The sequence below is a fragment of the Comamonas testosteroni TK102 genome (assembly GCF_000739375.1).
Taxonomy (GTDB): domain Bacteria; phylum Pseudomonadota; class Gammaproteobacteria; order Burkholderiales; family Burkholderiaceae_C; genus Comamonas; species Comamonas brasiliensis.
In genome coordinates this window covers 1,982,777-2,006,079 of the sequence record NZ_CP006704.1, presented here as the reverse complement: position 1 = coordinate 2,006,079, position 23,303 = coordinate 1,982,777, and the positions used below count along the sequence as shown (strand labels likewise).

Annotated in this window: 20 protein-coding genes and 2 tRNA genes; 8 read left to right on the top strand and 14 right to left on the bottom strand. The window is 62.4% G+C overall.

The window, feature by feature from the left end:
• The 6 genes from O987_RS09120 to O987_RS09095 form a co-directional block, all read right to left on the bottom strand.
• On the bottom strand, positions 1 to 2,427 hold the full coding sequence (locus O987_RS09120; protein ID WP_043371803.1) for an AI-2E family transporter: 2,427 nt from the start codon (positions 2,425 to 2,427) through the stop codon (positions 1 to 3).
• Positions 2,428 to 2,725: 298 nt separating this feature from the next.
• Entirely contained in the window at positions 2,726 to 3,745 is a 1,020-nt protein-coding gene (locus tag O987_RS09115; protein WP_080553942.1) for a patatin-like phospholipase family protein, read from the bottom strand.
• A gap of 133 nt (positions 3,746 to 3,878) precedes the next feature.
• Positions 3,879 to 4,721, bottom strand: coding sequence for a sensor histidine kinase (locus tag O987_RS09110; RefSeq protein ID WP_043371800.1), 843 nt, complete (start codon positions 4,719 to 4,721; stop codon positions 3,879 to 3,881).
• A gap of 30 nt (positions 4,722 to 4,751) precedes the next feature.
• The gene (locus O987_RS09105; RefSeq protein WP_043371799.1) at positions 4,752 to 5,513 is read right to left on the bottom strand and encodes a response regulator; all 762 of its coding nucleotides are present in this window, start codon (positions 5,511 to 5,513) and stop codon (positions 4,752 to 4,754) included.
• 210 nt (positions 5,514 to 5,723) lie between these two features.
• Positions 5,724 to 6,563 carry an HDOD domain-containing protein gene (locus tag O987_RS09100; RefSeq protein ID WP_003057060.1) on the bottom strand — a complete coding sequence of 280 codons (840 nt, stop codon included), beginning with the start codon at positions 6,561 to 6,563 and terminating at the stop codon, positions 5,724 to 5,726.
• A 66-nt stretch (positions 6,564 to 6,629) separates the two neighbouring features.
• Positions 6,630 to 7,595, bottom strand: a complete 966-nt coding sequence (locus tag O987_RS09095; protein WP_235214321.1) for an alpha/beta hydrolase family protein — start codon at positions 7,593 to 7,595, stop codon at positions 6,630 to 6,632.
• On the opposite strand from O987_RS09095, the gene O987_RS29405 reads away from it, so the two are divergent.
• Positions 7,584 to 7,796 carry a hypothetical protein gene (locus tag O987_RS29405; RefSeq protein ID WP_235214314.1) on the top strand — a complete coding sequence of 71 codons (213 nt, stop codon included), beginning with the start codon at positions 7,584 to 7,586 and terminating at the stop codon, positions 7,794 to 7,796. The genes O987_RS09095 and O987_RS29405 overlap by 12 nt on opposite strands.
• A 142-nt stretch (positions 7,797 to 7,938) precedes the next feature.
• Here O987_RS29405 and O987_RS09090 read toward each other — a convergent pair whose 3' ends face one another.
• Positions 7,939 to 10,320, bottom strand: a complete 2,382-nt coding sequence (locus O987_RS09090) for a Tex family protein (protein ID WP_003057064.1) — start codon at positions 10,318 to 10,320, stop codon at positions 7,939 to 7,941.
• A gap of 177 nt (positions 10,321 to 10,497) precedes the next feature.
• Between O987_RS09090 and O987_RS09085 the strand changes: the two genes are divergently transcribed.
• The gene (locus O987_RS09085; RefSeq protein WP_043371797.1) at positions 10,498 to 11,616 is read left to right on the top strand and encodes a DUF72 domain-containing protein; all 1,119 of its coding nucleotides are present in this window, start codon (positions 10,498 to 10,500) and stop codon (positions 11,614 to 11,616) included.
• 111 nt (positions 11,617 to 11,727) lie between these two features.
• Here O987_RS09085 and O987_RS09080 read toward each other — a convergent pair whose 3' ends face one another.
• Positions 11,728 to 12,831 (bottom strand): enoyl-CoA hydratase/isomerase family protein, encoded by a 1,104-nt coding sequence (locus O987_RS09080; protein ID WP_003057068.1) that lies wholly within the window; start codon positions 12,829 to 12,831, stop codon positions 11,728 to 11,730.
• A gap of 217 nt (positions 12,832 to 13,048) precedes the next feature.
• On the opposite strand from O987_RS09080, the gene O987_RS09075 reads away from it, so the two are divergent.
• Entirely contained in the window at positions 13,049 to 13,489 is a 441-nt protein-coding gene (locus O987_RS09075) for a YbaN family protein (RefSeq protein ID WP_043371794.1), read from the top strand.
• A 102-nt stretch (positions 13,490 to 13,591) separates the two neighbouring features.
• Here the strand turns inward: O987_RS09075 and O987_RS09070 are convergent.
• Together O987_RS09070 and O987_RS09065 are read right to left on the bottom strand one after the other, a co-directional pair.
• Positions 13,592 to 13,668: transfer RNA gene (locus tag O987_RS09070), tRNA-Pro, on the bottom strand.
• 185 nt (positions 13,669 to 13,853) lie between these two features.
• A tRNA-Pro gene (locus O987_RS09065) sits at positions 13,854 to 13,930 on the bottom strand.
• A gap of 556 nt (positions 13,931 to 14,486) precedes the next feature.
• On the opposite strand from O987_RS09065, the gene O987_RS09060 reads away from it, so the two are divergent.
• Complete coding sequence (locus tag O987_RS09060; RefSeq protein WP_003057071.1) at positions 14,487 to 15,524, top strand: porin; 1,038 nt, start codon at positions 14,487 to 14,489, stop codon at positions 15,522 to 15,524.
• Positions 15,525 to 15,618: 94 nt separating this feature from the next.
• Here O987_RS09060 and O987_RS09055 read toward each other — a convergent pair whose 3' ends face one another.
• From O987_RS09055 to O987_RS09040, 4 genes are read right to left on the bottom strand one after another with little or no spacing between them, the layout of a single operon-like run.
• Positions 15,619 to 16,323: a hypothetical protein gene (locus tag O987_RS09055; protein WP_043371791.1), complete on the bottom strand. Its 705-nt coding sequence runs from the start codon at positions 16,321 to 16,323 to the stop codon at positions 15,619 to 15,621.
• Positions 16,320 to 17,309 (bottom strand): MlaD family protein, encoded by a 990-nt coding sequence (locus O987_RS09050; RefSeq protein WP_003057075.1) that lies wholly within the window; start codon positions 17,307 to 17,309, stop codon positions 16,320 to 16,322. Before O987_RS09050 ends, O987_RS09055 begins: the two co-directional genes overlap by 4 nt.
• Positions 17,310 to 17,322: 13 nt before the next feature.
• Entirely contained in the window at positions 17,323 to 18,126 is an 804-nt protein-coding gene (locus O987_RS09045; RefSeq protein ID WP_003057076.1) for an MlaE family ABC transporter permease, read from the bottom strand.
• Between the two features lie 57 nt (positions 18,127 to 18,183).
• Complete coding sequence (locus O987_RS09040; protein WP_003057078.1) at positions 18,184 to 18,657, bottom strand: Cd(II)/Pb(II)-responsive transcriptional regulator; 474 nt, start codon at positions 18,655 to 18,657, stop codon at positions 18,184 to 18,186.
• Positions 18,658 to 18,696: 39 nt separating this feature from the next.
• Between O987_RS09040 and O987_RS09035 the strand changes: the two genes are divergently transcribed.
• From O987_RS09035 to O987_RS09020, 4 genes are all read left to right on the top strand, one after another.
• Complete coding sequence (locus O987_RS09035) at positions 18,697 to 20,820, top strand: heavy metal translocating P-type ATPase (protein ID WP_043371790.1); 2,124 nt, start codon at positions 18,697 to 18,699, stop codon at positions 20,818 to 20,820.
• Between the two features lie 104 nt (positions 20,821 to 20,924).
• Entirely contained in the window at positions 20,925 to 21,386 is a 462-nt protein-coding gene (locus O987_RS09030) for a hypothetical protein (protein ID WP_043371787.1), read from the top strand.
• Positions 21,387 to 21,501: 115 nt separating this feature from the next.
• On the top strand, positions 21,502 to 21,861 hold the full coding sequence (locus tag O987_RS09025; protein WP_043371785.1) for a hypothetical protein: 360 nt from the start codon (positions 21,502 to 21,504) through the stop codon (positions 21,859 to 21,861).
• Positions 21,858 to 23,303 (top strand): TolC family protein, encoded by a 1,446-nt coding sequence (locus O987_RS09020; RefSeq protein WP_043371783.1) that lies wholly within the window; start codon positions 21,858 to 21,860, stop codon positions 23,301 to 23,303. Before O987_RS09025 ends, O987_RS09020 begins: the two co-directional genes overlap by 4 nt.

Sequence of the window (23,303 nt, the reverse complement as noted above, 5' to 3'; positions counted from 1 at the left end):
TCAGGCGTCAACAACAGGACCTTGCCTGAGCGCTTCACGCACATCATCCATCAGTTGCCGCGCCATGCCGCCGAGCACCTCCAGCTCATCGTCGGACAGATTGCGTGGCTCGTCATCCAGGATGGACAGACAGCCCAGCACATTGCCTCTTTTGTCCGTCAATGGCACGCCCGCGTAAAAGCGCAGCTTGAGACTGTGCACCATCGAGTCGTTGGCAAATCGGGGGTCTCGTGCCAAGTCTCCGACCACAATGGCCTCTTCTTCATACACGACATACGAGCACACCGAGCTATCACGAGGAAAGCCGTGCTGAGGGACCTCTTGCGCCGACAGCGGCAGCAGACTGCCCGGTGCAAAGACACGCTCAGCATCCACCCAGGAAACTTGAGCCCATTTGGTGTTGAAAGCGTTGACGGCTTTCTTGGCCGTGTCGCGATATAGCGCGGTCAATGCCGGTGCCAGCACTCCGCTTTCATGCAGCATTCTGACGCGCTGCTCATCGTCATCGGGAATCGGAGCTGCAATCACACTCTCTCCGGGATCACCAACCTGCATGGCCTCCACCCATAGGTGCAACTCACGAAGACTGGTCACACAGGCCTGCGCTCCTGTCTGCCGGGCAAAGTCGGGATCAGCCGCCACGGCTGGCGCATTCCACAGGCAAAGCACCACTCGCGCACCGGGCCAGTGGCGACGAATGCGCCGCACAATGCGTCTCGCCATGCTTTGTGGCTGGTGATTGAAAATCGACAGTACCAATAGATCCGATTGCTTCACGGCCCGAGCCCACTCGCGATCCGCCAACAAGCCATTGACGTCGAACTGCAAGGACTTGGAGTCCGGGGCAAGTGCCCATTCGGAGCAGCTGACCTCATGACCATGCAAGCTCTCTGCATGGGCCACCATGGCTGCGCCCAGGGCATCCACCTCCCAACGCACACCCGCGCAATGGATACGCAGGCATCGACGCTGATCATCTTCACCGGAAGCAGCCCGGGCATGCTCGCCACGGCTTCTGAATGCATATTGATCCTGAAGTTCCTCAAGCAGGGCTGCCATGCCATTGGACAGCCGCAAGCGATGCTCGGCCGTCGCCGACTCCAGATGTTGCTGGGTTGCAATACGCAAAGCAGGAATGGCAACCTCATCATAGAACCCCCTGACGGCACTGGCTCTGTCATCCTGGCCGGGTTTCGAGGGCAGGCGCTCCTCCACCGACTGCACGGCCATGCTGATGGCATCATCAGCGTCATCAGCCAGCAGACGCTGGTACAGCCGTTGCTGCGGCCCGAGAACAGGCTCGCTGCCCAGCAATACCTCCATGAATTTGAGCGAGGGAATGTAGCGCCCCAGCACCAGCAGGCACACTGTCAAAGGTGTGGAGAGAATCAGGCCGATCGGCCCCCAGAGCGCCGTCCAGAAGGTCGCTGCCACAATGATGGACAAGGTCGACAGGCCGGTACTGGAGCCATACAGCCACGGCTCGATCACATTGTTGCTGATCAACTCCAGCAGCAGAATCAGTCCCAGAGTCAGCAAGAACATATTCCAGCCGGGATCGACCGCAAAGGCCAGCGCCAGCGGAAACACCGCAGACATCATCGGGCCCACATAGGGCACAAATCGCATGATGGCGCCCAGTACCCCCCAGAGAATCGCCCCTGGCACGCCAATGAGCAACAAGCCCATGGCGAGTGGCACGCCATAGCTGACATTGACGATGAACTGCATGCGCAGATATTTACCGATGCGCTGCGAGGCCTCATCCAGCGCATCGGTCGCCAGATTGAGGTTGCCCCCCACCAAGCGCAGCAAACGATCGCGCAGATCGTCTCTATCCAGCAAGATCAATATGACAAACAGCAGCACGATACCGGCAGTCGTCACCGGCTCGGCAATACGTCCCAGCCATTGCAGCATCCGCGTGGTGGGCTTGGAATCGGGGGTCTGCACTTCCACCTTCTGCACCCGCGCCCTGGCGCTATCCACGCTGGCGATCTCCTTCTCGACCGTGTTGTAGGTCTTGAAAACGCCATCCCAGGCGCTGGGCATGTTGGCGCTCTTGCGCAGGCTGCGCAATTTGTCGCGGATTGTCGATTGATAGGTCGGCAAGTCGGCGCTGAGTTGCTGCACCTGACTTCCCAGATACATGCCCAGCCCCCCGAGAGCAGCCAGGGCAAAAGCCACTACCACGATGGCCGAAGCCATTCGCGGCAACCCCCAGCGCTTGAGCCTGCTGACAGCAGGGTCGAGCAGAAAGCCGAACAGCATTGCCAGGGCCAGAGGAATCAACAGGTCCCGTCCGAAGTACAGAGCAAGGATCACGATGGAAGCAATCATCAATCCGATGAGCAAGCGCAGGGCCGGCAGCATTTCGGCCAGATGCACCAGCCCCGGAGCCATGTTGGCCCTGGCACGTCTGTCCATACCCTCCCGCAAACCGGGCGCAGGCTGCCTGCCCTCTGCAGCCGAACCCGCCTCTCGCGAGAGGGTCTCGACTTCGACCGGCGCCCCCGCATAGGGCTTGGTGGGCGCAACCGCACCAAAGTTGACCTCGGGGGAGGGAGACGACTCTTCGGACGGAGACTTCTCGTTTCGGTTCTCGGACATGGACATCGTTGGTGGACTACGGTCTGTGATTTTCGGAGTCAAAGTGTGCTCATCTGGAATTGCAGCTGGCTCTGCCTCCTTCTGCTGTCAGGCTTTGTCTCAATTTGCAAGAAAGCTACAGCGCCTCGACCCGACTCGGGTCGGCTGCATGCAGCCACTCGGCAAACTCATCGGCCAGCTGCTGACTGGCCGACGTCGCCGCGCTCCAGGCCCTGGCACGCGCATCATGGTCGGTGCCGTAACTCAGAAAGTCATGCCGGTCCGGCAACTTGCCATTGGGCAGGCTGGCCACCCATGCGGGGTCGGGTGCCAGTACCACCATCGAGTCCAGGTAGGAGCTGGGGCCATGACGCCATTTCAGTCCCTTGTCCAGCCAGCCGGGAATCACCGTCTTCTGGAAATGAGGATAAAGCACCACCCCATCGCCGCTGCGAGAGGCCAGGTAATCCAGATGCATGTGATAGTCGGTAATGCCCCCATCCCAATATGCACCCTTGGGAGCCTCTGCAATATCCTGCACGGCATCCAGCACAAAAGGGATGGAGCAGCTTGCGCGCAAGGCCTGCATGAAATTGCTCTGCGTCAGCTGTGTCTGTGCAGAACGGATGTCCGCAACACCGAAGGGAAGAGCATGCAGGACATCGCTAGCAGACGTGGAAAAGACCACACGCTCCAGCAGGCAGCCCAAGGCAGGCCGGTGCAACGCATTGCTGGCAAACGCGGCCGCATAGCCCAAAGGAGTCCGCCAGGGTGATGCGCGTGACAGCAGGCCGCGGCCGCGGGCGGCAATCACATGCAGCCGGTAGCGCGGATTCGCCAGAACCTCGCTCACACGCCCGCCATAAAAATCCTGCAGCGACTGCGCAAACCGCTCGCTGACCAGTGAAGAAGGCGTGCGCTTGTGGCCTTCGGGAGGATCAAAGCGCTGGGCAATATAGTCGCGCTCCAGCCGTTCGAAAGCCGCCACCGGCGCATCCAGGCAGGCCGTTGCCATGCGCCAGGCACCGATGGAAGCTCCGACCAGATCCACCGGCTGCGCGCTGGCCTGCAACCATTGTCCAAAGACGAAACGATCCAGAGGTCCGAGAATCAGCCCCTTCGGGCCACCTGCCGCCGCAGGTATGACTCTGACCATATCCGGCTGCAAGCCCCGCTGCGCCATGGACAGCCGCGCCTTGATGCCGGCATAGATTCGCAATGCTCTTGTGGATGACCTCATGCGGACATTGTGCTTGCAAGCCCCATAGCTCGCCATCGGGTCCGCGACTTCACCAGTTGAGCGTGACCGAGGTACCGCCACCCGGCCGGGCCGAGATGCTCAGCTTTGCCCCCATGGCGAGTGCTCTGCGACGCATATTGCTCAATCCCATGCCGGTGACAGCAGCGGTGTCCGGGCTTTGCCTGCCATCGGCCGGCCTGCTGGGGCCTGCATCCTCAATGCTCAATCTGGCATGCACATAGGCCGCCGGGGCATCAGGAGACTTTTCCCACTGCTCAACGGCGGCCAGCGTGACCCAGAGTTCACGCGCATCCGTGTGTTGCAGCACATTGCTGACCGCCTCCTTCACCACGGCCATGATCTCCTCGGCCATGACACCGCACGGCAGACTGGCGGTGCCGCCGTAGACCTCCGGGACCCAGACATCCCAGTGCAGATTCATGCCCCGATGGTCCAGCACGGGCTGAAGCCTGTGCCTGAAGCGCGCCAGCAGGAGGCCCAAAGGCTCATTGCGGCTATCCATGGAATCAACAATCAGCCGCAGATCGAGCAAGCATTGTTCTGCGGCACTGCGAATCGCCGGATCCATGCTGCGCTCGGTCAGGCTTATCAGCTGCACCAACTGGCTGCCGACATCATCATGCAAGGCTTGCGCTATGCGTCTGCGCTCCCGCTGCACCTCTTGCGACGGACGCACACTTTTACGTCTGCGCCACAGCGCGCTGCGATAGGCCTGGGGCAGCAACCAGACGACAACCGCCATACTGATCCCCATGCCCAGCACAGCGGTCCACCAAGGACCGGAATGAAACGCCGCACCCACCGGCAAAAGCCAGGGCAGCCACAGCAGCAGCTGCACACTCCACAGAAGCAAATGCCAGGCGTAGAACATGGCGAACGCGTTTGCAGACAGCGCCGCGGCCTAGAACCAGCCGCGCAGATAGGCAAAGCGCACGGCCTGTGCTCGGCTGCGCACCTGGAGCTTGCGGTAGATATTCTTGATATGGGTGTTGACCGTCATGGTGCTGATCTCCAGGCTGGCTCCGATCTCTGCGCTGGTATTGCCACTGGCAACCATGCGCAAAACCTCGCATTCACGGCTGGACAGCCTGTCGGACATGTCGGAGCCCGGAACGGCTCCGGAAGCCGGTCGCTTGTCGCACCGCTGCAGCAGACGCCTGGCCAGACTGGGGGTGATGGAGGCTCCGCCGTTGACGACCTGCAGCACTGCCTGGGGGTAATTGCCAAACCAGGAGTTCTTGACCAGATAACCGGTGGCCCCCAGTTCGAAAGCGTGCAGCACCTGCTCCTCAGTTTCCACCACCGAAACCACGATGACTTCGGCCTGCGGACGGTGGCTTTTCATCACTTCGATCAACTCGAGACCATTATCTGCCCCCAGCTTCAGATCCAGCAGCATCACGTCAAATTCATGCTGACGAATGGCTTTTCTTGCATCCTTGATGTTGTCCGCCTGAGCCACCACCATGGTGCGACGGTCGTTCATGATTTCCTGCGCGATCACCATGCGCAAGTGAGCATCGTCGTCTACCAGCAGCACCCTGACCGGGTTGTCGGGCTGTCCCACCATGTGATCAGGCCACATGGAAGGGCTGCCCAGTTCCACGGCCATGGGTCGGAGCATCAAGGCTTCGCCGGGGTTGTTTGCACTGTTCGGGTCCATTTTGCGCTCCTGACCAGAGTTGCTTGCAGAGAGCTCCAGAGGGTGCCCAAGACACCGCATAGAGAAAAACTCCCCAATTCATCATTAGATAGTTTTTAGCAATTAAAACTGCAACTCAGCGTAAGAAAAACAGCAATTTGGATAACCACGGATTTCTGACGAGATCTGCCCTGAACACGTCAACAACCTCGTCGCAGGCGGCATTGGGGCCTAAAACTGAACATCCAGTGAGCCTGCATGCCAGTCTATGGATGCCTGACGCAGCACCATATCGATGTCCATGCCCAGAGCCAGTCCGGTTTCTGCAGGAAATGTCACTGCCAGCTGGCGCTCGCCCCAGTTGAGCGCGCGGGTCGATGCCCTCCAGATGGCCAGATGCAACACTCCCGTCAAAGGCTCGAAAACAGGCTGCTCCATAGGCGCATGCATGAACTGGAACGCGTCGCTGATGAGGTCCGGACAATTCCACTGCCGCGCCAGATGGGCCGTGATCTGGCCCGAGCAATAGCCCATCAGCTGCATTTCCACCTGCGCACGCCTGGGATGCATGGGCTCCAGGAGCTCGGAAAGCCTGAGGAATGTATCTGGATCAGCGGCCTGCAGCAGCAACTCCCCCAAACCATGCAACAGCCCCAATGCGTAGGCCTGCGAGGCATTGGCCTGAACCGACATGGCAAGCGCGCGTGCCATGCGTGCCGTGTCCAGGCTATAGCGCCAGAAGCCAGCCAGACTCCAGCCCGCCGAGACATGAGACGCGCTGACAGGGGTCGCCTTCTGCACCATCTGCCGCAACTGAGCCGGCGCCAGAAGCACCAGCGCTTCGGGAATGCTGTGCACACGCTGGCCCAGCAGGTGCGCCGGCCCGTTGGCCGCAGCCAGCAGGCGTGCCGTCAGGACCGGATCGGTGGAAAACAATTGCACCAGACTGCGCATGCCGGGCTCCGGCTTGCGCAGCTCACTCGACAGCAGCGCAACCGCGCGCGGCTGGCTGGGCAGCAATACATGCTGCTCCAGCAGAGTTGACAGGCTCAAGGGTTTGACGCGACTCATCTGGATCAAAAGCGACGACCGGGTTGTCGCCCCCCCGAAGTGAACAAAAGAAGGCTCATGGGAATATCAGAGCTGTTCATCTCTTTTCAGCTGCACGGGCAGGCCCATGACCAACTGACCAGCAAGTTTGCGAGTCAAAGGTTGTAACACGGAAAAGTGATCAGCCCCCTGAACCGAGACGCAATGCAGCTTATTCGACTTTCGTGCCGCACACATATTGTCGAGGCTATTGATATTGCCTGGGCTTTTGCTGCCCTCAATAATCCATGTCGGGCTCTTGATGGCATGCAGCCAGTGCATGGGGGAGCGCAAGCGCCTTTCATCCGGCGAGATCAGATCCCATTTCACAGGCCAGCCATAGCCACTGACCTCGTCCACCGGACCAAAAGCGAACACCCCCTGCACCGGCAAACCTGCCGTTGCCGTCAGCAGCGCCAGCGTGGCACCGGTGCTGTGCCCGCCCAGATAGATGCGGGCCGGATCGACATAAGGCAGTTGCGCGGCCTGCAGGATGGCTGCGGCCACATCCTGCACTTCTCCCCAGAAATACTCACGCTGGCCAGGATTGTCATTGCCGCCGCGCAGCGTGGGAAACAGCATCGCCATGCCGGCCTTGCGAAACGCGCTGGCACTTTGATCATTGGTAGCAGGGCCTTCACTCCAGAAATCGTCCAGGCTATTGGTATCCCCCCCCGTCAACCAGACCATCAAAGGCTGCTTCCTGCCATCACCGGGATCCGGCGTGACAAAGGCCTTGAGCTTCAGGTCGCCGCTCTGATAGCTCATGGGAACAAACAACCGCGACGGCGGCTCGGGCATAGACCTGACGGGCATATGCGCTGCCGGCAACAGGGCAGTCGCGATCCGGGTTGCCTTGCCGGCGCGCGCCTGCATCAGATTCTGCAGAGTGATTTCACCCGATGCGATCTGTTGCTCAACGACCTGCTCGATCCGCGCCTGCTCCCCGCGCTGGCTCTCGTGCTGCTTGCCAGCGGCAGCGTGACGCACTTTGGCCATCTCATGCTCGGCCATCGCAGCGCGCGTGATGCAGCGCCGCTGCTGATCTATGTCGATGCCCTCTTCCTGGGCCTTGTCGACCTGTGCAAGATTGAGCTTGACGGTGTGGCACAAGCCATCGCCCTCTGGCGCCAGGGCCGGCGGCCAAACCACGGGCGCCGGCACCTGGGCCTGGGCCTTCTGCTTGACCCTGTCCAGCGATATCCAGCCGCGTGATGTCATCTTGGCGCCGATAAAGACCACCAGCAACGCCACGCCTATGGCCGGCAATATCACCCGCCCCCTCGCTTTGCGCATTGTTCTGCTCCCACCAAAAAGGCCGCCTGTAATCTGGATTCGATGGCGGCCTGGTGGGAGATTATTTCTTCAGTCCCTGCAACTTCGCAAAAGCTGATGCCATTGCATTTTGCTGTGTGGGCTGGCTACCACGCTGGGGTTGCGCATAGCCACCGCGGCTGCCGCCGCCATAGCTGTTGCCGCGGCCTGCACCTTCAAAGCGGTTGTCGCGCGGGCCGTCGCGACGTGCGGGAGCCGCATCGAGCTTCATGGTCAGGCTGATGCGCTTGCGGTCCACATCGACTTCCAGCACCTTGACCTTGACGATCTGCCCGGTCTTGACCACTTCGCGCGCATCCTCGATGAACTTGTGGCTCATCTGGCTCACGTGCACCAGTCCGTCCTGATGCACGCCAAGATCCACGAATGCGCCAAACTGGGCCACGTTGCTGACCGTGCCCTCCAGCGTCATGCCCTCCTTCAGGTCCTTGATGTCTTCCACGCCATCATTGAAGCGGGCGACCACAAAGTCAGGACGCGGATCACGGCCGGGCTTCTCCAATTCGCCGAGAATATCCTTGATGGTCACAGCACCGAAGTTGTCGTTGGCAAACTGCTCCGGCTTCAGGGACTTGAGCACTTCGCCACGACCCATGATCTGATCCACAGGCTTACCCGTGGCCAGGATGATCTGTTCGACCACCGGATAGGTTTCGGGGTGAACGCCAGTGACATCCAACGGATTGTCGCCACCGCGAATGCGCAGAAAGCCTGCGGCCTGCTCGAAAGTCTTGGCTCCCAGACCGGCTACTTCCATCAGTTGCTTGCGGTTCTTGAACGAACCATTGGCATCACGCCAGCGCACCACCGACTTGGCGACCGAGCCCGACAGGCCGGAAACGCGCGTTAGCAGCGGGGCAGACGCGGTGTTCAGGTCCACACCCACGGAGTTCACGCAATCCTCGACCACGGCATCCAGCTGGCGGGCCAGCTCGCTCTGGTTCACGTCGTGCTGGTACTGGCCCACGCCAATGCTCTTGGGGTCGATCTTGACCAGCTCGGCCAGCGGATCCTGCAGGCGACGGGCAATCGATGCCGCACCACGCAAGCTCACGTCGATATCGGGCATTTCCTGCGCCGCAAACTCGCTGGCCGAATAGACCGAGGCACCGGCCTCGCTCACCACTACCTTCTCGATCTTCTTGTCGGCCCTGGATGCGATCTTGATCAGGTCTGCCGCCAGCTTGTCGGTTTCGCGGCTGGCTGTGCCATTGCCGATGGCAATCAGATTGATATCGTGCTTTTCCACCAGACGGGCGAGCACGGCCAGCGAGCCATCCCAGTCGCGGCGCGGCTCATGCGGGTAGATGGTGGTCGTATCCACCAGCTTGCCGGTGCTGTCCACCACGGCCACCTTGACGCCGGTACGAATGCCGGGGTCCAGGCCGATCACGGCACGCTGGCCGGCGGGTGCCGCCAGCAGCAGGTCACGCAGATTGTCGCCAAACACCTTGATAGCCACCTTCTCGGCGTCTTCGCGCAGGCGGCTGAACAGGTCGCGCTCGGTGGACAGGCTCAGCTTCACGCGCCATGTCCAGGCAACGCATTTGCGAATCAGATCGTCAGCGGCGCGCTTGGCATGGCTCCAGCCCAGGTGCAGCGCGATCTTGCCCTCGGCGAGGCTGGGTTGGCCCGGTTCAGGCTCGACCGGTTGCACCAGCTTGGCTTCGAGAACCTCCAGTGCACGACCGCGGAACACCGCCAGGGCACGGTGCGAGGGCACGCGGCCAATGGGCTCATCGTATTCGAAGTAGTCACGAAACTTGGCAACCTCGGGGTCGTTTTCGTTCTTGCTCTCGACCTTCTTGGACTTGAGCAGGCCTTCATCCCACAACCATTCGCGCAGCTTCTGTACCAGCGCCGGGTCCTCGGCCCAGCGCTCGGACAGGATGTCGCGTACGCCGTCCAGCACGGCAAAGGTGGTGCTGAAGTCGGGACCGGGCTTGCCGTCGTCCAGCGTCGTCGCGGGCTTGCAGAAAGCCTCGGCTTCCTTGTGCGGGTCCAGCGTGGGGTCGGCAAACAGCTTGTCGGCCAGCGGCTCGATGCCGAATTCCTTGGCAATCTGACCCTTGGTGCGGCGCTTTTGCTTGAAGGGCAGATAAATGTCCTCCAGTTCCTGCTTGGTCGGTGCACTGGCAATCGCCAGGCGCAGCGCATCGGTCAGCTTGCCCTGCTCGTCAATGGCCTTGAGCACCGTCTCGCGGCGGTCGTCCAGCTCGCGCAGATAGGTCAGGCGCTCGTCCAGCGTGCGCAGCTGCGTATCGTCCAAACCGCCCGTGGCTTCCTTGCGGTAGCGGGCCACAAACGGAACCGTGGCGCCACCATCGAGCAACTCCACTGCCGCGCTCACCTGCTGCGGCTTGACATTCAGTTCTTGAGCAATCTGACCAATGATTTTTTGCATTCGATATTCGCCCCACGGCGTTCAACACAGGAAGCCAATGAGTTTGCCATAGGCATGCCGCCAGACTGCGCTTGATATCCGGCAGAAGTGCAAGCAAACCTTAAAACTATGCTTTCCATAGCTGCTTTCCATTGATGAGAAAGCGTGGAAGGCCAATTTCATTAAAATTATTGCGACATGACCGATACCTTCCAGGACGATTTTTTTGCCGATGAGCAGCCTCCCCCCAGAGACGGCACCGGCAAAGCACTGTCTGAAAAGGCGCCGCAGGCCGATGGCCCAGGTGAACGCAAACCCAGACGCGGCGCGATTGCCCTGGCCCCGGCAGCCGCGCAGTACCAGGAGCTGGCCGCACAACTGCCCCCCCTGCTGCGCATGGGCGTCTCGACCTGGTCCTATCCGGGCTGGGACGGCTTGGTCTGGGACGGAGCCTATGACAGCAGCGTGCTGGCCAAAAAAGGCCTCACAGCGTATCACCAGCACCCGTTGCTGCGCACCGTCTGCGTCGACCGCACCTTCTGGAGGCCGCTGACGGCCAGCCAATATGCCGCTTTTGCCGCTCAGGTCGATGCCGACTTTCGCTTTGTCGTCAAATGCCCGGCCGGCATTACCGATGCCCAGGTACGCAGCGAGCAAGGCAAGCCACGCGAAGCCAACCCCGCGTTTCTGGACCCTCACCTGGCCATAGAGCATTTTGTGGAGCCCACTCTCGAAGGGCTGGGCAGCAAACTGGGCGTGCTGGTCTTTCAGCTCAGCCCCCTGCCCTGGAGTCTGCTCAGCCGCCCCGGTCTGTTGATGGACAAGCTGGGCCTTCTGCTGGCCGCCGTGAAACAGGCGCTGAAAGCACACCCGCATGTCGTCGTTGCCGTCGAGGTCAGAGACCCTGAACTGCTGACCTCGGCACTGCCCCAGACACTCAAGCTCCATGGCGCGACCTACTGCCTGGGGCTGCACGGCAAGATGCCTCCCATCGAAGAGCAGCTGCCCACGTTGCGTGCCTTGTGGCCCGGGCCGCTGGTGTGCCGCTGGAATCTGAATCGCCTCTTTGGCGCCTATGGCTATGCCGATGCCCAGAAGAAGCACCAGCCGTTCAACGAGATCCTCAGCGAAGACCTGCATACCAGGGAGCGGCTGGCCCGCACGATTGCCGGCATCACCGGTGCCGGTCAACCCGCTTTCGTGACCATCAGCAACGATGCCGAGGGATGTGCCCCCCGCTCGATAGCACTGCTGGCCCAGGCGCTTGCGAGTCTTGCAGACCCTGGCCCTGACAAGCATCCGCGCCCGCCATCCTGAACTGATACTAAAAATGCCATCAAACGCTTACCAGTAAAGCGCTGATAGCTATTAAAAAACAAAGCCCGACAGCATCGAACCCGTCTGGCTTTGTTTTGATTGAGAGCAGGATCAGCCTTGCAGCGCAGCCAGCGGGTGCGAATGTGCAGGCCAGGGGCTGTCAAAGAACGCCTGCCACTCGGCATCGCTCACCTCTTCGATGCTGGCAGGATTCCAGCGCGGGCTGTGGTCCTTGTCCACCGCCAATGCGCGGATGCCCTCTACGGTTTCGCTCCGACCAGGGCGCAGATAAAAGCAGTGGCGCACCATATCGCGCTCCATGCGCAGATCTTCGGCCAGCGTCATCTGGCGCGCACGGCGGATTTGCTCCAGCACCACATGCAGCATCAGCGGCGAGCGCTTGCGCAACGTGGCGGCTTCGGCCTGGGCCCAGTCGCTGCCGGCCTGCAAGGCTTGCACCACAGCGGCTACCGTGGGCTGAGAAAAACAGGCATCTATTTCCTCACGATGCTCGGCTGTCTTGGGATCGGCGCTCACAAAACGGGAGCGAACCACGGCATTGAGCGCCTCCAAATTGGCGAAATCCGTGGTCGCCAGGGTCTCCCACAGATCTGCCTGCTGTTCGGCGGGAATGCAGCCATCGGCCAGACCAAAAGCCAGGGCATCGCCCGCGCCGATGGTGTCGCCGGTCAAGGCCAGCCATTCGCCTACGGCACCAGGGCAGCGCGAGAGAAAATAGCCGCCCCCCACATCGGGGAAGAGGCCAATGGCCGTCTCGGGCATGGCCATCTTGGTGCGCTCGGTCACGATGCGCAGCGAGCCGCCCTGGCTGATGCCCATGCCTCCGCCCATGACGATGCCGTCCATGAAAGCGATATAGGGCTTGCCGAAGCTGTGAATCAGATGGTTGAGCGCATATTCCTCCGTGAAGAAATCTTCGAGCTGAGGATTGCCGCTGCTGCCCGCTGCATGCAGAAAGCGGATGTCGCCACCGGCGCAAAACGCCCCGAACACCCCTTCCTTGTTGCTGCCACGAATGGCCACGCCCAAAATCGAGTCGTCTTTTTGCCAGGCCAGCAAAGTGCCCAGCAGATCACGCACCATGCCCAGGGACAGCGCGTTGAGCGCCTTGGGACGGTTGAGCGTAATCATGCCCAGCTTGCCACGGACTTCGGCAATCACATCGGGCATATCGGCGCTCGGGGTGGGTCTCATTGTCTTGCTCCTTGAATCAATTCCATGCTGGTCGCCAGTCGGTCGCCAGGCCATGCGCAGCGATTATGCGGTTGCACTCCGCGCAAGCCGGGACAAGGACGTGACAAATACCGCCAGCCTCTGCAGCCACAAAGCCCGAACGGGCTGCAATGCTGACTAATATGGGAACCGTGCCCGGCTGCAGCCTCACCAGCTTCTGCAGCCCACCTTCTGTCTCATGAACGATCTGCCACCACCGCCCGAACCCCCTCGCGAAGAACCGCACCTGGAGCCCAAGCTGCTTTCCGCGCCATTGCGCTATCTGCTAATTGCGTTTGCGCTGGTTTGCGTGATTTTGGGGCTGATAGGCGCCGTGGTCCCCGGCATGCCCACCACAGTGTTCATACTGATGGCCGCCTGGGCGGCAGTGCGCAGCTCACCCAGATTGCACCGTTGGCTCTATGCACACCGTGCTTTCGGCCCGCTGCTGCACAACTGGGACACCGGCGGCAAGGTCAGCCGCCGCGCCAAATGGACGGCAACCCTCAGCATGGGCGCCAGCAGCCTGCTGATTCTGTATTTCTCGTACAAGCCATGGCTCACAGCCATGACGCTGAGCATCATGGCCTGCGTGCTGCTCTGGCTCTGGCTCAGGCCCGAGCCGCAGATTGAAGGATGAGGCCCCCAAAGTCGCAATACATGCGCATGCTCGATGCTTTCCTCGAACAGGAGAGCTGAAATAGAAAAAGGCCCGTGATTTACATCACAGGCCTTTTCAATTTGGTCGGAATGGCGGGATTCGAACTCGCGACCCCTTGCACCCCATGCAAGTGCGCTACCAGGCTGCGCTACATTCCGTGTCGATGATGCTATTGTAACCGATTTTTGACCCGTTCTTGCGAACACTGCAACTCAAGCAACTGATCCGGTTATCAACCATGGCGGACTCATGACGCTGCAGCTTTAATAGCATGATGTGCGCGCCTTCAAGCCGGACAGATATTGAAAAAGGCCTGTGATTTACATCACAGGCCTTTTCAAATTGGTCGGAATGGCGGGATTCGAACTCGCGACCCCTTGCACCCCATGCAAGTGCGCTACCAGGCTGCGCTACATTCCGTGTCGATGGAGCGAATTATAGGGAGTAAAAACCGCCTCCCCTGGGAAAACGCGCACTTTTTTCAAAAAAGGTTCAAATTAGTGCCTCAGACAGCGGGCCGTATGCCATCGCAGCCTAGGTCGCACAGGCATACGGCAGCGCCTGCCTCGCATCGCGGTGCAAGCCCGCCAGCTCAGGAGCAGGCAGGTCGCGCAGGCTTCAGGATAGCCGGGCGCTGATGACTCCTGGGGTCAACCCTGATTCTGGCTCTGGCAGGGCAAGCGTGCAGGATGCGGCCGAACCCGGTCTTTCAGGAATGACTGTTATTCCCGATGCCACAAACCATCAGCACTCACTCTCGCGCAACAGGCTTGGGCTGGGCGCTCTGCACAGCAATATCGATAGCACCAAGACGGTGCACACAAGTGGTTTCCCTGGGTCCTTGAGGTAAAAAAACCACTGTCATATCGCTGAAAAGATGATTTCATCGGCTTCCGCGGAACTGCAGAGCAAGCTGTATACAAACCCCCGCTATATTTCAAAACGTAAATCCAATATCTAACTCGAGAGGACACTCATGAAGACCGCTTTTATCGCCATGGCTGCTGCCCTGGCCTGCTCCGGCGCCGCTTATGCCCAGAGCAATGTGCAACTGACCGGTCTGGCCGATATGTATGCCGGCTCCGTCAAGATGGCTGGCCAGGACCGCAAGGGCGTTGTCGGCTCCGGCGGCATGACCACTTCCTGGTGGGGCCTGAAGGGCACGGAAGATCTGGGCGGCGGCCTCAAGGTCGATTTCAACATCACCGCCTTCATGCGCATGGACACGGGTGAAACAGGCCGCTTCCCCGGCGACACCTTCTTCTCGCGCGATGCCAACATCGGCCTGAACGGCAATTTCGGCCGCATCGGCCTGGGCCGCGACAAGGCGCCCAACTTCCTGCCCACCATTCTGACCAACCCCTTCGGCGATTCGTTCACCATCTCGCCTCTGGTGCTGCACGCGAACACGCCCACCGCAGCCTGGGGCGGCAACCGCCTGACAACGCCCGCCGACACCGGCTGGAGCAATATGCTGGTCTACACGACACCTAGCTTCGGTGGTCTGACTGCCAATGTCTACTACCAGTTCGGCGAACAAACGACTCCTGGCAACAAGAGCAAGAAGAACGTCGGCGTGAACGCCCTGTACTTCAACGGTCCTCTGAGCCTGACGGCCTTCTACGAGCGTGACCAGATCACCAACCCCGGCAGCGGCACAGTCATGCCTACCAAGAGCGACTGGATGGTCGGCGGCAGCTACAACTTCAACGTCGTGAAGCTCTACGCCACCTATGGCCAGGCCAAGGTCAAGGATCTGGATAGCAAGAGCAAGACCTACTCGCTGGGTCTGGATATTCCGGTCTCCGGCACCCCCGGCACCGTCAAGGCCGCCGTGGCCCGCACCAAGTACGAAGCGGCCACCGACGCCACCCGCACCACAGCGACCCTGGGCTACGACCACTTCCTGTCCAAGCGCACCGATGTCTACACCGCTCTGATGTACGACCGCGTGACCGATGCCAACCCCAAGACCGGCACCAGCCTGATCGCCGGTATCCGTCACCGCTTCTAAGCACCGGATTTGAGCGGGCCTCTGGCTCGCCATCCACAAAAAGCGAGGCCTGTGCCTCGCTTTTTCCTTTCCAAGCCGATGACAGGCAGCCTGTTCACTTGGGCGCGGATGTCTCCAACAGCTTCAGCCGACGCTGCAACTGCGCCTGTTGCTCCGCATCGCCGCCCTGCTGCGCTGCCTTGAGCTGCAGCAGCAGCCAGGCCATCAAAGGCCTGCGCCAGCCTTGCGCCGAAGCAGTATCGACGCCTTGCTGCAGTAGGGCCGGGTCCGCCGCGCCGCCACGCAGCAGCGCGCCTGCAGCCACCAGTCTCGATAGTGGATCCTTGATCTCTGCCAGGGCAGTGCCAGCTGCGCCGCCGCCGAGCAGCTGCCGCGCCACGCCGCGCTGCGCCTCGGGCAAAAGCTCGATATCACCGGCTTGCGGACTCGCCTGCAGATAGCGGGCATAGGCTTGTTCTGGCTTGCCCGCATCCTGCGCCAGCGCCTCATAGGCCGGGCAGCTGTTCCAGTCCAGGCTGGCCACCTGCGCTGCGCAGCGCATCAGCTCCAGCTTGGCGGCCAGTGCGGGTTGGCCGGTGCTGGCCACGGCATCGCGCGCCTTCTGCCATTGCAGTGCCTCCACGCGCTGCTGCCCCTGCAAATAGGCTTGGCTGGCTTTTTGCGCCGCAGCTTCGGCACTCAAGGCCCAATCGGGTGCCGGGATTTGGTTGCCACAGGCCGAAAGCGCCATGACGGATATAGCAGCCAGCGCTCTACCCCATTGGCCTGGAGTCTGGTTTTTTTTGATTTTTTGCGTCATGGCAGCTTCAACTCCGGCTTGTGGGAAAACGGCCATTTGCGCTGCAGATCGTTGAGCACGGACTCCAGCCTCAGCAGATTGCTTTCGACTTCCGCGCGCAGCGCCCCCAGATCGGTCGAGGCCTCGCGCGCGTTGCTGCCCACCACCTGCATATCGGCCAGCACGGCATCGACCTTGGCCATGCTTTTACGCGTATCGGCCAGCAAGCCGTTGAGCTGCTCCATGGTGGCCTTGACCTGGGGCATGACGCCATTCGCATCAAAGACCTGGCTGTCGGCACGCGCCACCATGCGGTCCATGCGTCCAAGCAGGGAGTTGGCGCGCTCGAGCATCTGGCCGACCTTCTTCGCTTCCTCGTCGCTGCCCAGCACCGCCCCCAGAACGCCGCCTTGCCCCTGCATGCGCTCGGCCAGCTTGCGCACTTCGGCCAGCGATCCGCCCAGGGCCGAATCCGTGGCGGTCAGCGCCGCCACATTGGCCAGCACCTCCTTGGCGGAATTGATGATCTGCGGCAGCTCGGCCGTGGCATCGCCGCTGAGCACGGGCCGCACGGAATCCGGCGGCAGCGGGGCATCGTCCAGCATGCCGGTATAGGCCTTGATGGTGGTGCCACCCACCAGGCCCTTGACCAGTGTGAAGACGCTGGACTGGCGCAGCCAGTGGGCGTCCTTCTCGGTCACATCGACCAGAATGCGGACCGAGCCGTCCTTGGCCAGCTCTATCTTGTGCACACGGCCTATGGGAAAGCCCGAGAAGGTCATGTCCATGCCCACGACCACGCCTTCGGAGTCGTCGGCCGTCAGCACCAGACGCTGCGTGGGCTCGAACACCCCGCGCGCATAGAGCAGATAGGCGGCAGCACTCAGAATCAAGATCAGGGTCAGCGCCAGCAGCGCTGCAGCCTTGGCGCGCAGATGCGCGACGGGTTTGAGGCTGAGCAACTCCTCGTCGATCAGTTGCTCCTCGGCCATACGCGTTTCGCTCATGGCTCCATCCTTTTCAGTAATAGTTGCCCATGAGCGAGATCACCTCGATCAGGAGCAACACGGCAAACATGCGTGCAAAACCGCCCAGCTCCGCCCCGCCCTGCCGGTGCCGCGCAACCGGCGTGTACATGGCGGACGCCAGCGGCATGACGGCCACCGTGAGGCTGAAAAACCAGGTCTTGAGCACAAACACCAGCGTCAGCGACGGCGTGAAGATCTGGCCGAAGATGCGCGTGTAGGCCGCAAAGCCGGCCAGGCTGAAGCCATAGACGCTCAGATACACGGTGACCAAGGCCACGATGCAACTGAGCGCGGCAAGCGTGACGGCCGCAAACACTCCCGCAGCCGCACGCGGCACCAGCGCCGCTCGGACAGGGTCAATGCCCTGCGTCTTCCACTTCGCAAGCTGGCCCTGGGTACGCATCTGCACCACCTGCACGCCGGCCGGAATGGTGCACCGCATGGCCACGAACAGCGCGGCCGTCAGCGGTATCAGCTCGATCACCATCACCCGCACCACCAGATCCATCGCGTAGCGCGACAGGCCATAGCTCTGCGCGGTGACGATGACGATGCGCGCAATCACCGCACACAGCAGGGCTGCCAGCGCGGTAAAGCCCGTGAGTATGGGAGCGGTCTGCGCATACATCTGCTGGGCCAGCATGGCCCGCCCGTGCTTCTGATAGCTGGACGGCGAGCTGATCAGCACCAGCAGCATGGCGGTGAGATAAATACTGCGCCACCATGCCAGGGCCTGCGCTCCCAGCGCAGCCCAGATCCGCCCCGGCAGCTTGATGGTGGTTTCACTCCAGCTCATGCAGGAATGATAGCGTCCACTTCAGGGTAGGGGCGCAGCAGCCACAGTTTCACTCTGTCAGACATGGCGCTTTGCCGCAGCACTGCCCTGCAGGCCCTGGGGCAGCGGCTCGTCGGCCTGGGCATGCAGGGCCTCGATGATGTGGCAGAAGCTGTCCGAGCCGTCGCACTGGCTGCGCAGCTGCATCAACTCGTGCTCCAGGGCCTGCAGTTCGGCCAGCCGCTCGCGCACATGGCCCAGATGGGAATCCAGGGTCTTGTTGGCCGCCACGCAATCGGCCTTGCGCGCACCATCGAGCGCCAGCAGGGTGCGCACCTCGTCGAGCGACATATCCATGGCCCGGCACAGGCGGATAAAGCGCAGGCGGTGCACATCGCCATCGGTGTAGAGCCGGTACTGGTTGTCCTCGCGCACGCCGGGCGAGAGCAGTTGCTCCTTCTCGTAATAGCGGATATTGGCCGCGGCGATGCCGGAACGCCTGGCCGCCTCGCCTATACGCCAGCGCGGAATATCGTGCGAATTGAGGGACATGCTTGACCTTGAAGTGACTTTATTGTTTTCAATACTGCCATGAAGCAAGAAAGCCTGTCCACCCACGCCCATGGCGGCGGCCCGAGCGGTCACTCCCATGACCACGATCATGAGCATGAGCATGCCCATGCGCCCGCCACGTCCAAACCCGTCGCCGCCACCGCCGCATCGACCTGCGGCACGGGCTGCTGCGCCCCGTTTTCCATCAGCGAGCCGGCCAAGAGCCAGGCACACGATGAGAGTGATGGTCACGACCATGGCGTGCTGCCCGGCTGGCCGCGCATCTATGCCGCTCTGGCTGCAGCTCTGGCGGCCGAGGCCTGCCACTGGTTTGGCGGCGACGGCGCCAACTCCACGCTTCAATACCTGGGCATGGCGCTGGCCGTGCTGGGCATAGCGTTGTCGGGCCTGGGCGTCTACAAGGCTGGCCTCAAGGATTTGCTGCGCTTCAAGCTCGGCATTCATGCCCTGATGGCCGTGGCCGTCACGGGCGCCTTCATCATCGGCCAGTGGCCAGAAGCCGCCATGGTCATGGCGCTCTATGCAGCGGCCGAGCGCATCGAAGACCAGGCCATGGACAAGGCCCGCCTGGCCATCCGCAATCTGCTGCAACTTGCGCCCGAGACCGCCGATGTGCTGCAGCCCGACGGCAGCACTGTGCGCATGGCCGCCAGCGAAGTGCCCCTGGGCGCCGTGCTGCGCGTGACGCCCGGCGCTCGCGTGCCGCTGGACGGTCTGGTCACCGAAGGGGAAAGCTCGGTCAACCAGGCCCCCATCACGGGGGAAAGCGCGCTCGCGCACAAAAGCCCGGGCGACCAGCTCTATGCGGGCTCCATCAATCAGGATGGCGAGCTGCAGCTGCGCGTGACTGCCCCGGCCAGCGACAGCCTGATTGCGCGCATCGTCCATGCCGTGGAGCAGGCGCAGTCCTCCAAGGCTCCCACCCAGCGCTTTGTCGACCGCTTTGCCGAGATCTACACCCCCATCGTGCTGGTGCTGGCGATTGCCCTGGGCCTGCTCGCGCCCTGGCTGCTGGACTGGAGCTGGCATCAGGCCGCTTACCAGGCCCTGGCCCTGCTGGTCATCGCCTGCCCCTGCGCCCTGGTGCTGTCCACCCCCGTCACCGTGGTCAGCGCGCTCACGGCAGCCGCCAAGCGCGGCATTCTCATCAAGGGTGGCAGCGCACTGGAGTCGGCCCGTCAGCTCAAGGCGATTGCACTCGACAAGACCGGCACGCTGACTACAGGCTCGCCCAAGCTGGTGGACTGGCAGAACTGGGGGGCGGCAAGCAGCGATGACGCCGCCGCCCGCGCCTACGCGCTGGCATCGCGCTCCGACCACCCGGTATCGCGCGCGATTACTCAGGGGCTGGAAGCCCAGGTCGGCAAGGGCTTTGCCGAAGCACAGCAATTGCAAGCCCTGCCCGGCCGCGGCGTGCAGGCACAGATCGGCGGTGAACGCTGGACGCTGGCCAATCTGCGCTGGGTAGGCGAGCAAGGCTGGGACAGTGCCGAACTCCAGGCTGCGCTGATGCTGCAGGAGCAACAGGGCCGCACCGTCACCCTGCTGGCCAATGAGCAGGGTGTGCAGGCGCTGTTTGCCGTGGCCGACCCGCTGCGTCCCCAGGCCAAGGCGGCCGTGGCCCGGTTGCAGGAGCTAGGCGTCAAGCCCATTGTGCTCAGCGGCGACAACAGCGCCACCGTGCGCACGGTGGCTGCGGAAGCAGGCATCAGCGATGCACGCGGCAATATGTTGCCCGAGGACAAGCTCAAGACCCTGAGCGAGTTGCAGCGCGACATCGGCCCCACGGCCATGACAGGCGACGGCATCAACGACGCGCCGGCGCTGGCCCAGGCCGACATAGGCTTTGCCATGGGCGGTATGCACGCCACCGACATGGCCATGGAGACCGCCGATGTGGTGCTCATGAACGACGACCTGCGCCGCATTCCCGAGGTGGTCGATCTCTCGCAGCGCGCGCACAGCGTGCTCTGGCAGAACATCAGCCTGGCCCTGGGCATCAAGCTGGCCTTCTTCGTTCTGGCCGTCAGCGGCAATGCCAGCATGTGGCTGGCCGTGCTGGCCGATATGGGCGTGAGCCTGTTGGTGGTCGCCAACGGCCTGCGCCTGCGCCATTGGGGTAACAAGCCTGAAAATGAATGAAATTCGATCTTAGCCCTTGATGGGCAAGCGCAAGCAGCTATCTAATTTACGATTTACTGCACCGGGCGGGGAACTAAACCCCGCCCTTCGCTATCATTCAGCCCATGCGTCGCTTTTTCTCCTTGTTCCTGGTTTTGCTGCTGGCCCTGCGCGGCCTGGCAGGCGATGCCATGGCCATGGAGCAGAGCACCGACCAGTCCCATCACATGGGACATGCGCTTGTTCAGACGCAAAGCCTGGACGAAGTGGCCGCCATGGCAGCCGCTGTGCACCATGCGCATGCAAGCCTCGCGGCCGACGTACAGCCGCATCACCACATGGCCGCGTCCCACAAGGCAGGCCCTGCAGGGGCCGTCAGCTGCAGCGCCAAGGCCGCCGACAGCGACTGCCACCAGCATGAAGGCCATTGCACGGCCTGCGGCATCTGCCACTCGACGCTGGCCAACCCCGAGTTGCTGACGCTTCACTCCAGCATCCCGCTGGCCGCCCAGCCGACCCATGGTGCAGCGCGCTTTGCCAGCGCAGTGCCTGCCGACCTCGTCAAACCACCGATTTCTGCGCTCTGACGCCCTAGGTGCGTCCGCATTTTGATGGCAGCCACCGTGCTAGCTGTCTAGTTTCGAGCCGTCAAACGCTCATAACTGCGGACCTTCTCCCGGTTTTAGACGACAGGAATCCTCTATGCGCCAAGCGCATCCTCTTTCTTTGACAGCCATGGCTTTGCTGATGGCCGGCGTCAGCCCGCCAGTCCTGGCCCAGCCGTCTGCGCCGACTCTCCCGGTCGCCCAGTCCCCGGCCAGCAGTCACAGCGTTTTCAACCCAGCAGCGCCCACGCTGGCGCTGCAGCACCAGCGGCTTGCCGCCAGCGCGGCCATCGTCGCCCAGCCTGGTGACTGGAAGGCCGCCAATGCCGCGGTAAGCGAGTTCCCGCGCGGCCATGGCGATGTGCTCAGGTGGGAAAAATCCCAGGACAATGCCTCCGGCCCAGCCCCGGACAGCGCTACATCCGCACATCAGCACCATCACGGAGGCCAGCCATGAAGCGCCTTGCATTCAAAGCCGCGCCATTGCTCGCTGCACTGGTGCTGGCCGGCTGCGCCAGCATCTCGCCCGACGGACTTCGCGGCGACGTGGCCAGACATACCGAAGGCAGGCTGCCTGCTGGCGCACAGCTGCCGTCGCCGGACGCCCAGGCCCTGCAGGATGCGCAGACCCAGATTGCCGACTGGCTCAAAACCCCTGTCGATGCCGACACCGCCGTGCGCATCGCCCTGCTCAACAACCCCGGTCTGCAGGCCCAACTGGCGCAGCTCGGCATTGCCGACGCGCAGCGTGTGCAGGTCCTGACCCTGCCCAACCCCAGCTTTACCTTCGGCCGCTTTCGCAACGGCCACGAGCGCGAGATCGAGCGCCAGCTCAGCTTTGGCCTGGTGCAGCTCATCACCCTGCCCTGGCGCAGCCGCTGGCAGGGCTGGCAGATGGAGCAGGCCACGCTGACGGCCGCCCAGCAGGTGCTGCTGCTGGCCTCCGACACACGTCGCGCGTGGCTGCGCGCCGTGGCCGCCGAGCAGGCTCTGGCCGCCAACGAGCGCATGCATGAGGCCGCAGCCCTGGGCGGCGAGCTGGCACGCCGCATGGCCCAGGTCGGCAACTTCAGCAAGATGGACCAGGCCAGAGAGCTGGCCCAGCAGCAGCAGGCCTCGGCCCAGCTGGCACGCGCGCGTCTGAACGCCCAGCTGGAACGCGAGCAACTGGCCCGCCGCATGGGCCTGTGGGGGCAGCAACTGGCCTACAAGCTGCCCGCCCAGCTGCCCGCCCTGCCGAAAATAGCCGAATTGCGTGGCGGCGATGACGCAGAGGCCACGGCGCTGCGCCAGCGGCTGGATCTGGGCGCGCTGCGCCGCGACCTGGATGTAACCGCCGGCCGCCAGGGCTGGGCCACGGTGGGCACCATCTTTGGCGATATCGGCGCCAGCTACAGCAACAACACGACCACCGAACGCGTGAACGGGGAAACAGGGGGCCACAGCGACAAGACCCAGGGCTGGGAGTTCGACGTACCGCTGCCGCTGTTTGACTGGGGTTTTGCCGCGCGCGGCATGGCGCGCAACCAGGTGCTGCGCAGCGCAGCGCTGCTGCGCGACAACGCCATACGTGCACGCAGCGAAGCCCGCAGCAACTGGCTGGCCTACCGCACGGCTTACGACCTGGCCCAGCAGCAGCAGGCCGAGGTTCTGCCCTTGGCCAAGCTGATGCAGGAAGAAACCGTCTACCGCTACAACGGCATGTTCATGAGTGTGTGGCAGCTGCTGGCCCAGGCCCGCAGCACCACGCAAGCGGTGGTGACCGCCACCGAGGCACAGCGCGACTTCTGGCTGGCCGAGACCGATCTGCGCCTGGCCCTGACCGGCACATCGCCAGGAACCTCCCCCACCGTCAACACCACCGCAGCGCCCGCTGCACAAGCCGAAGCAGGTCACTGA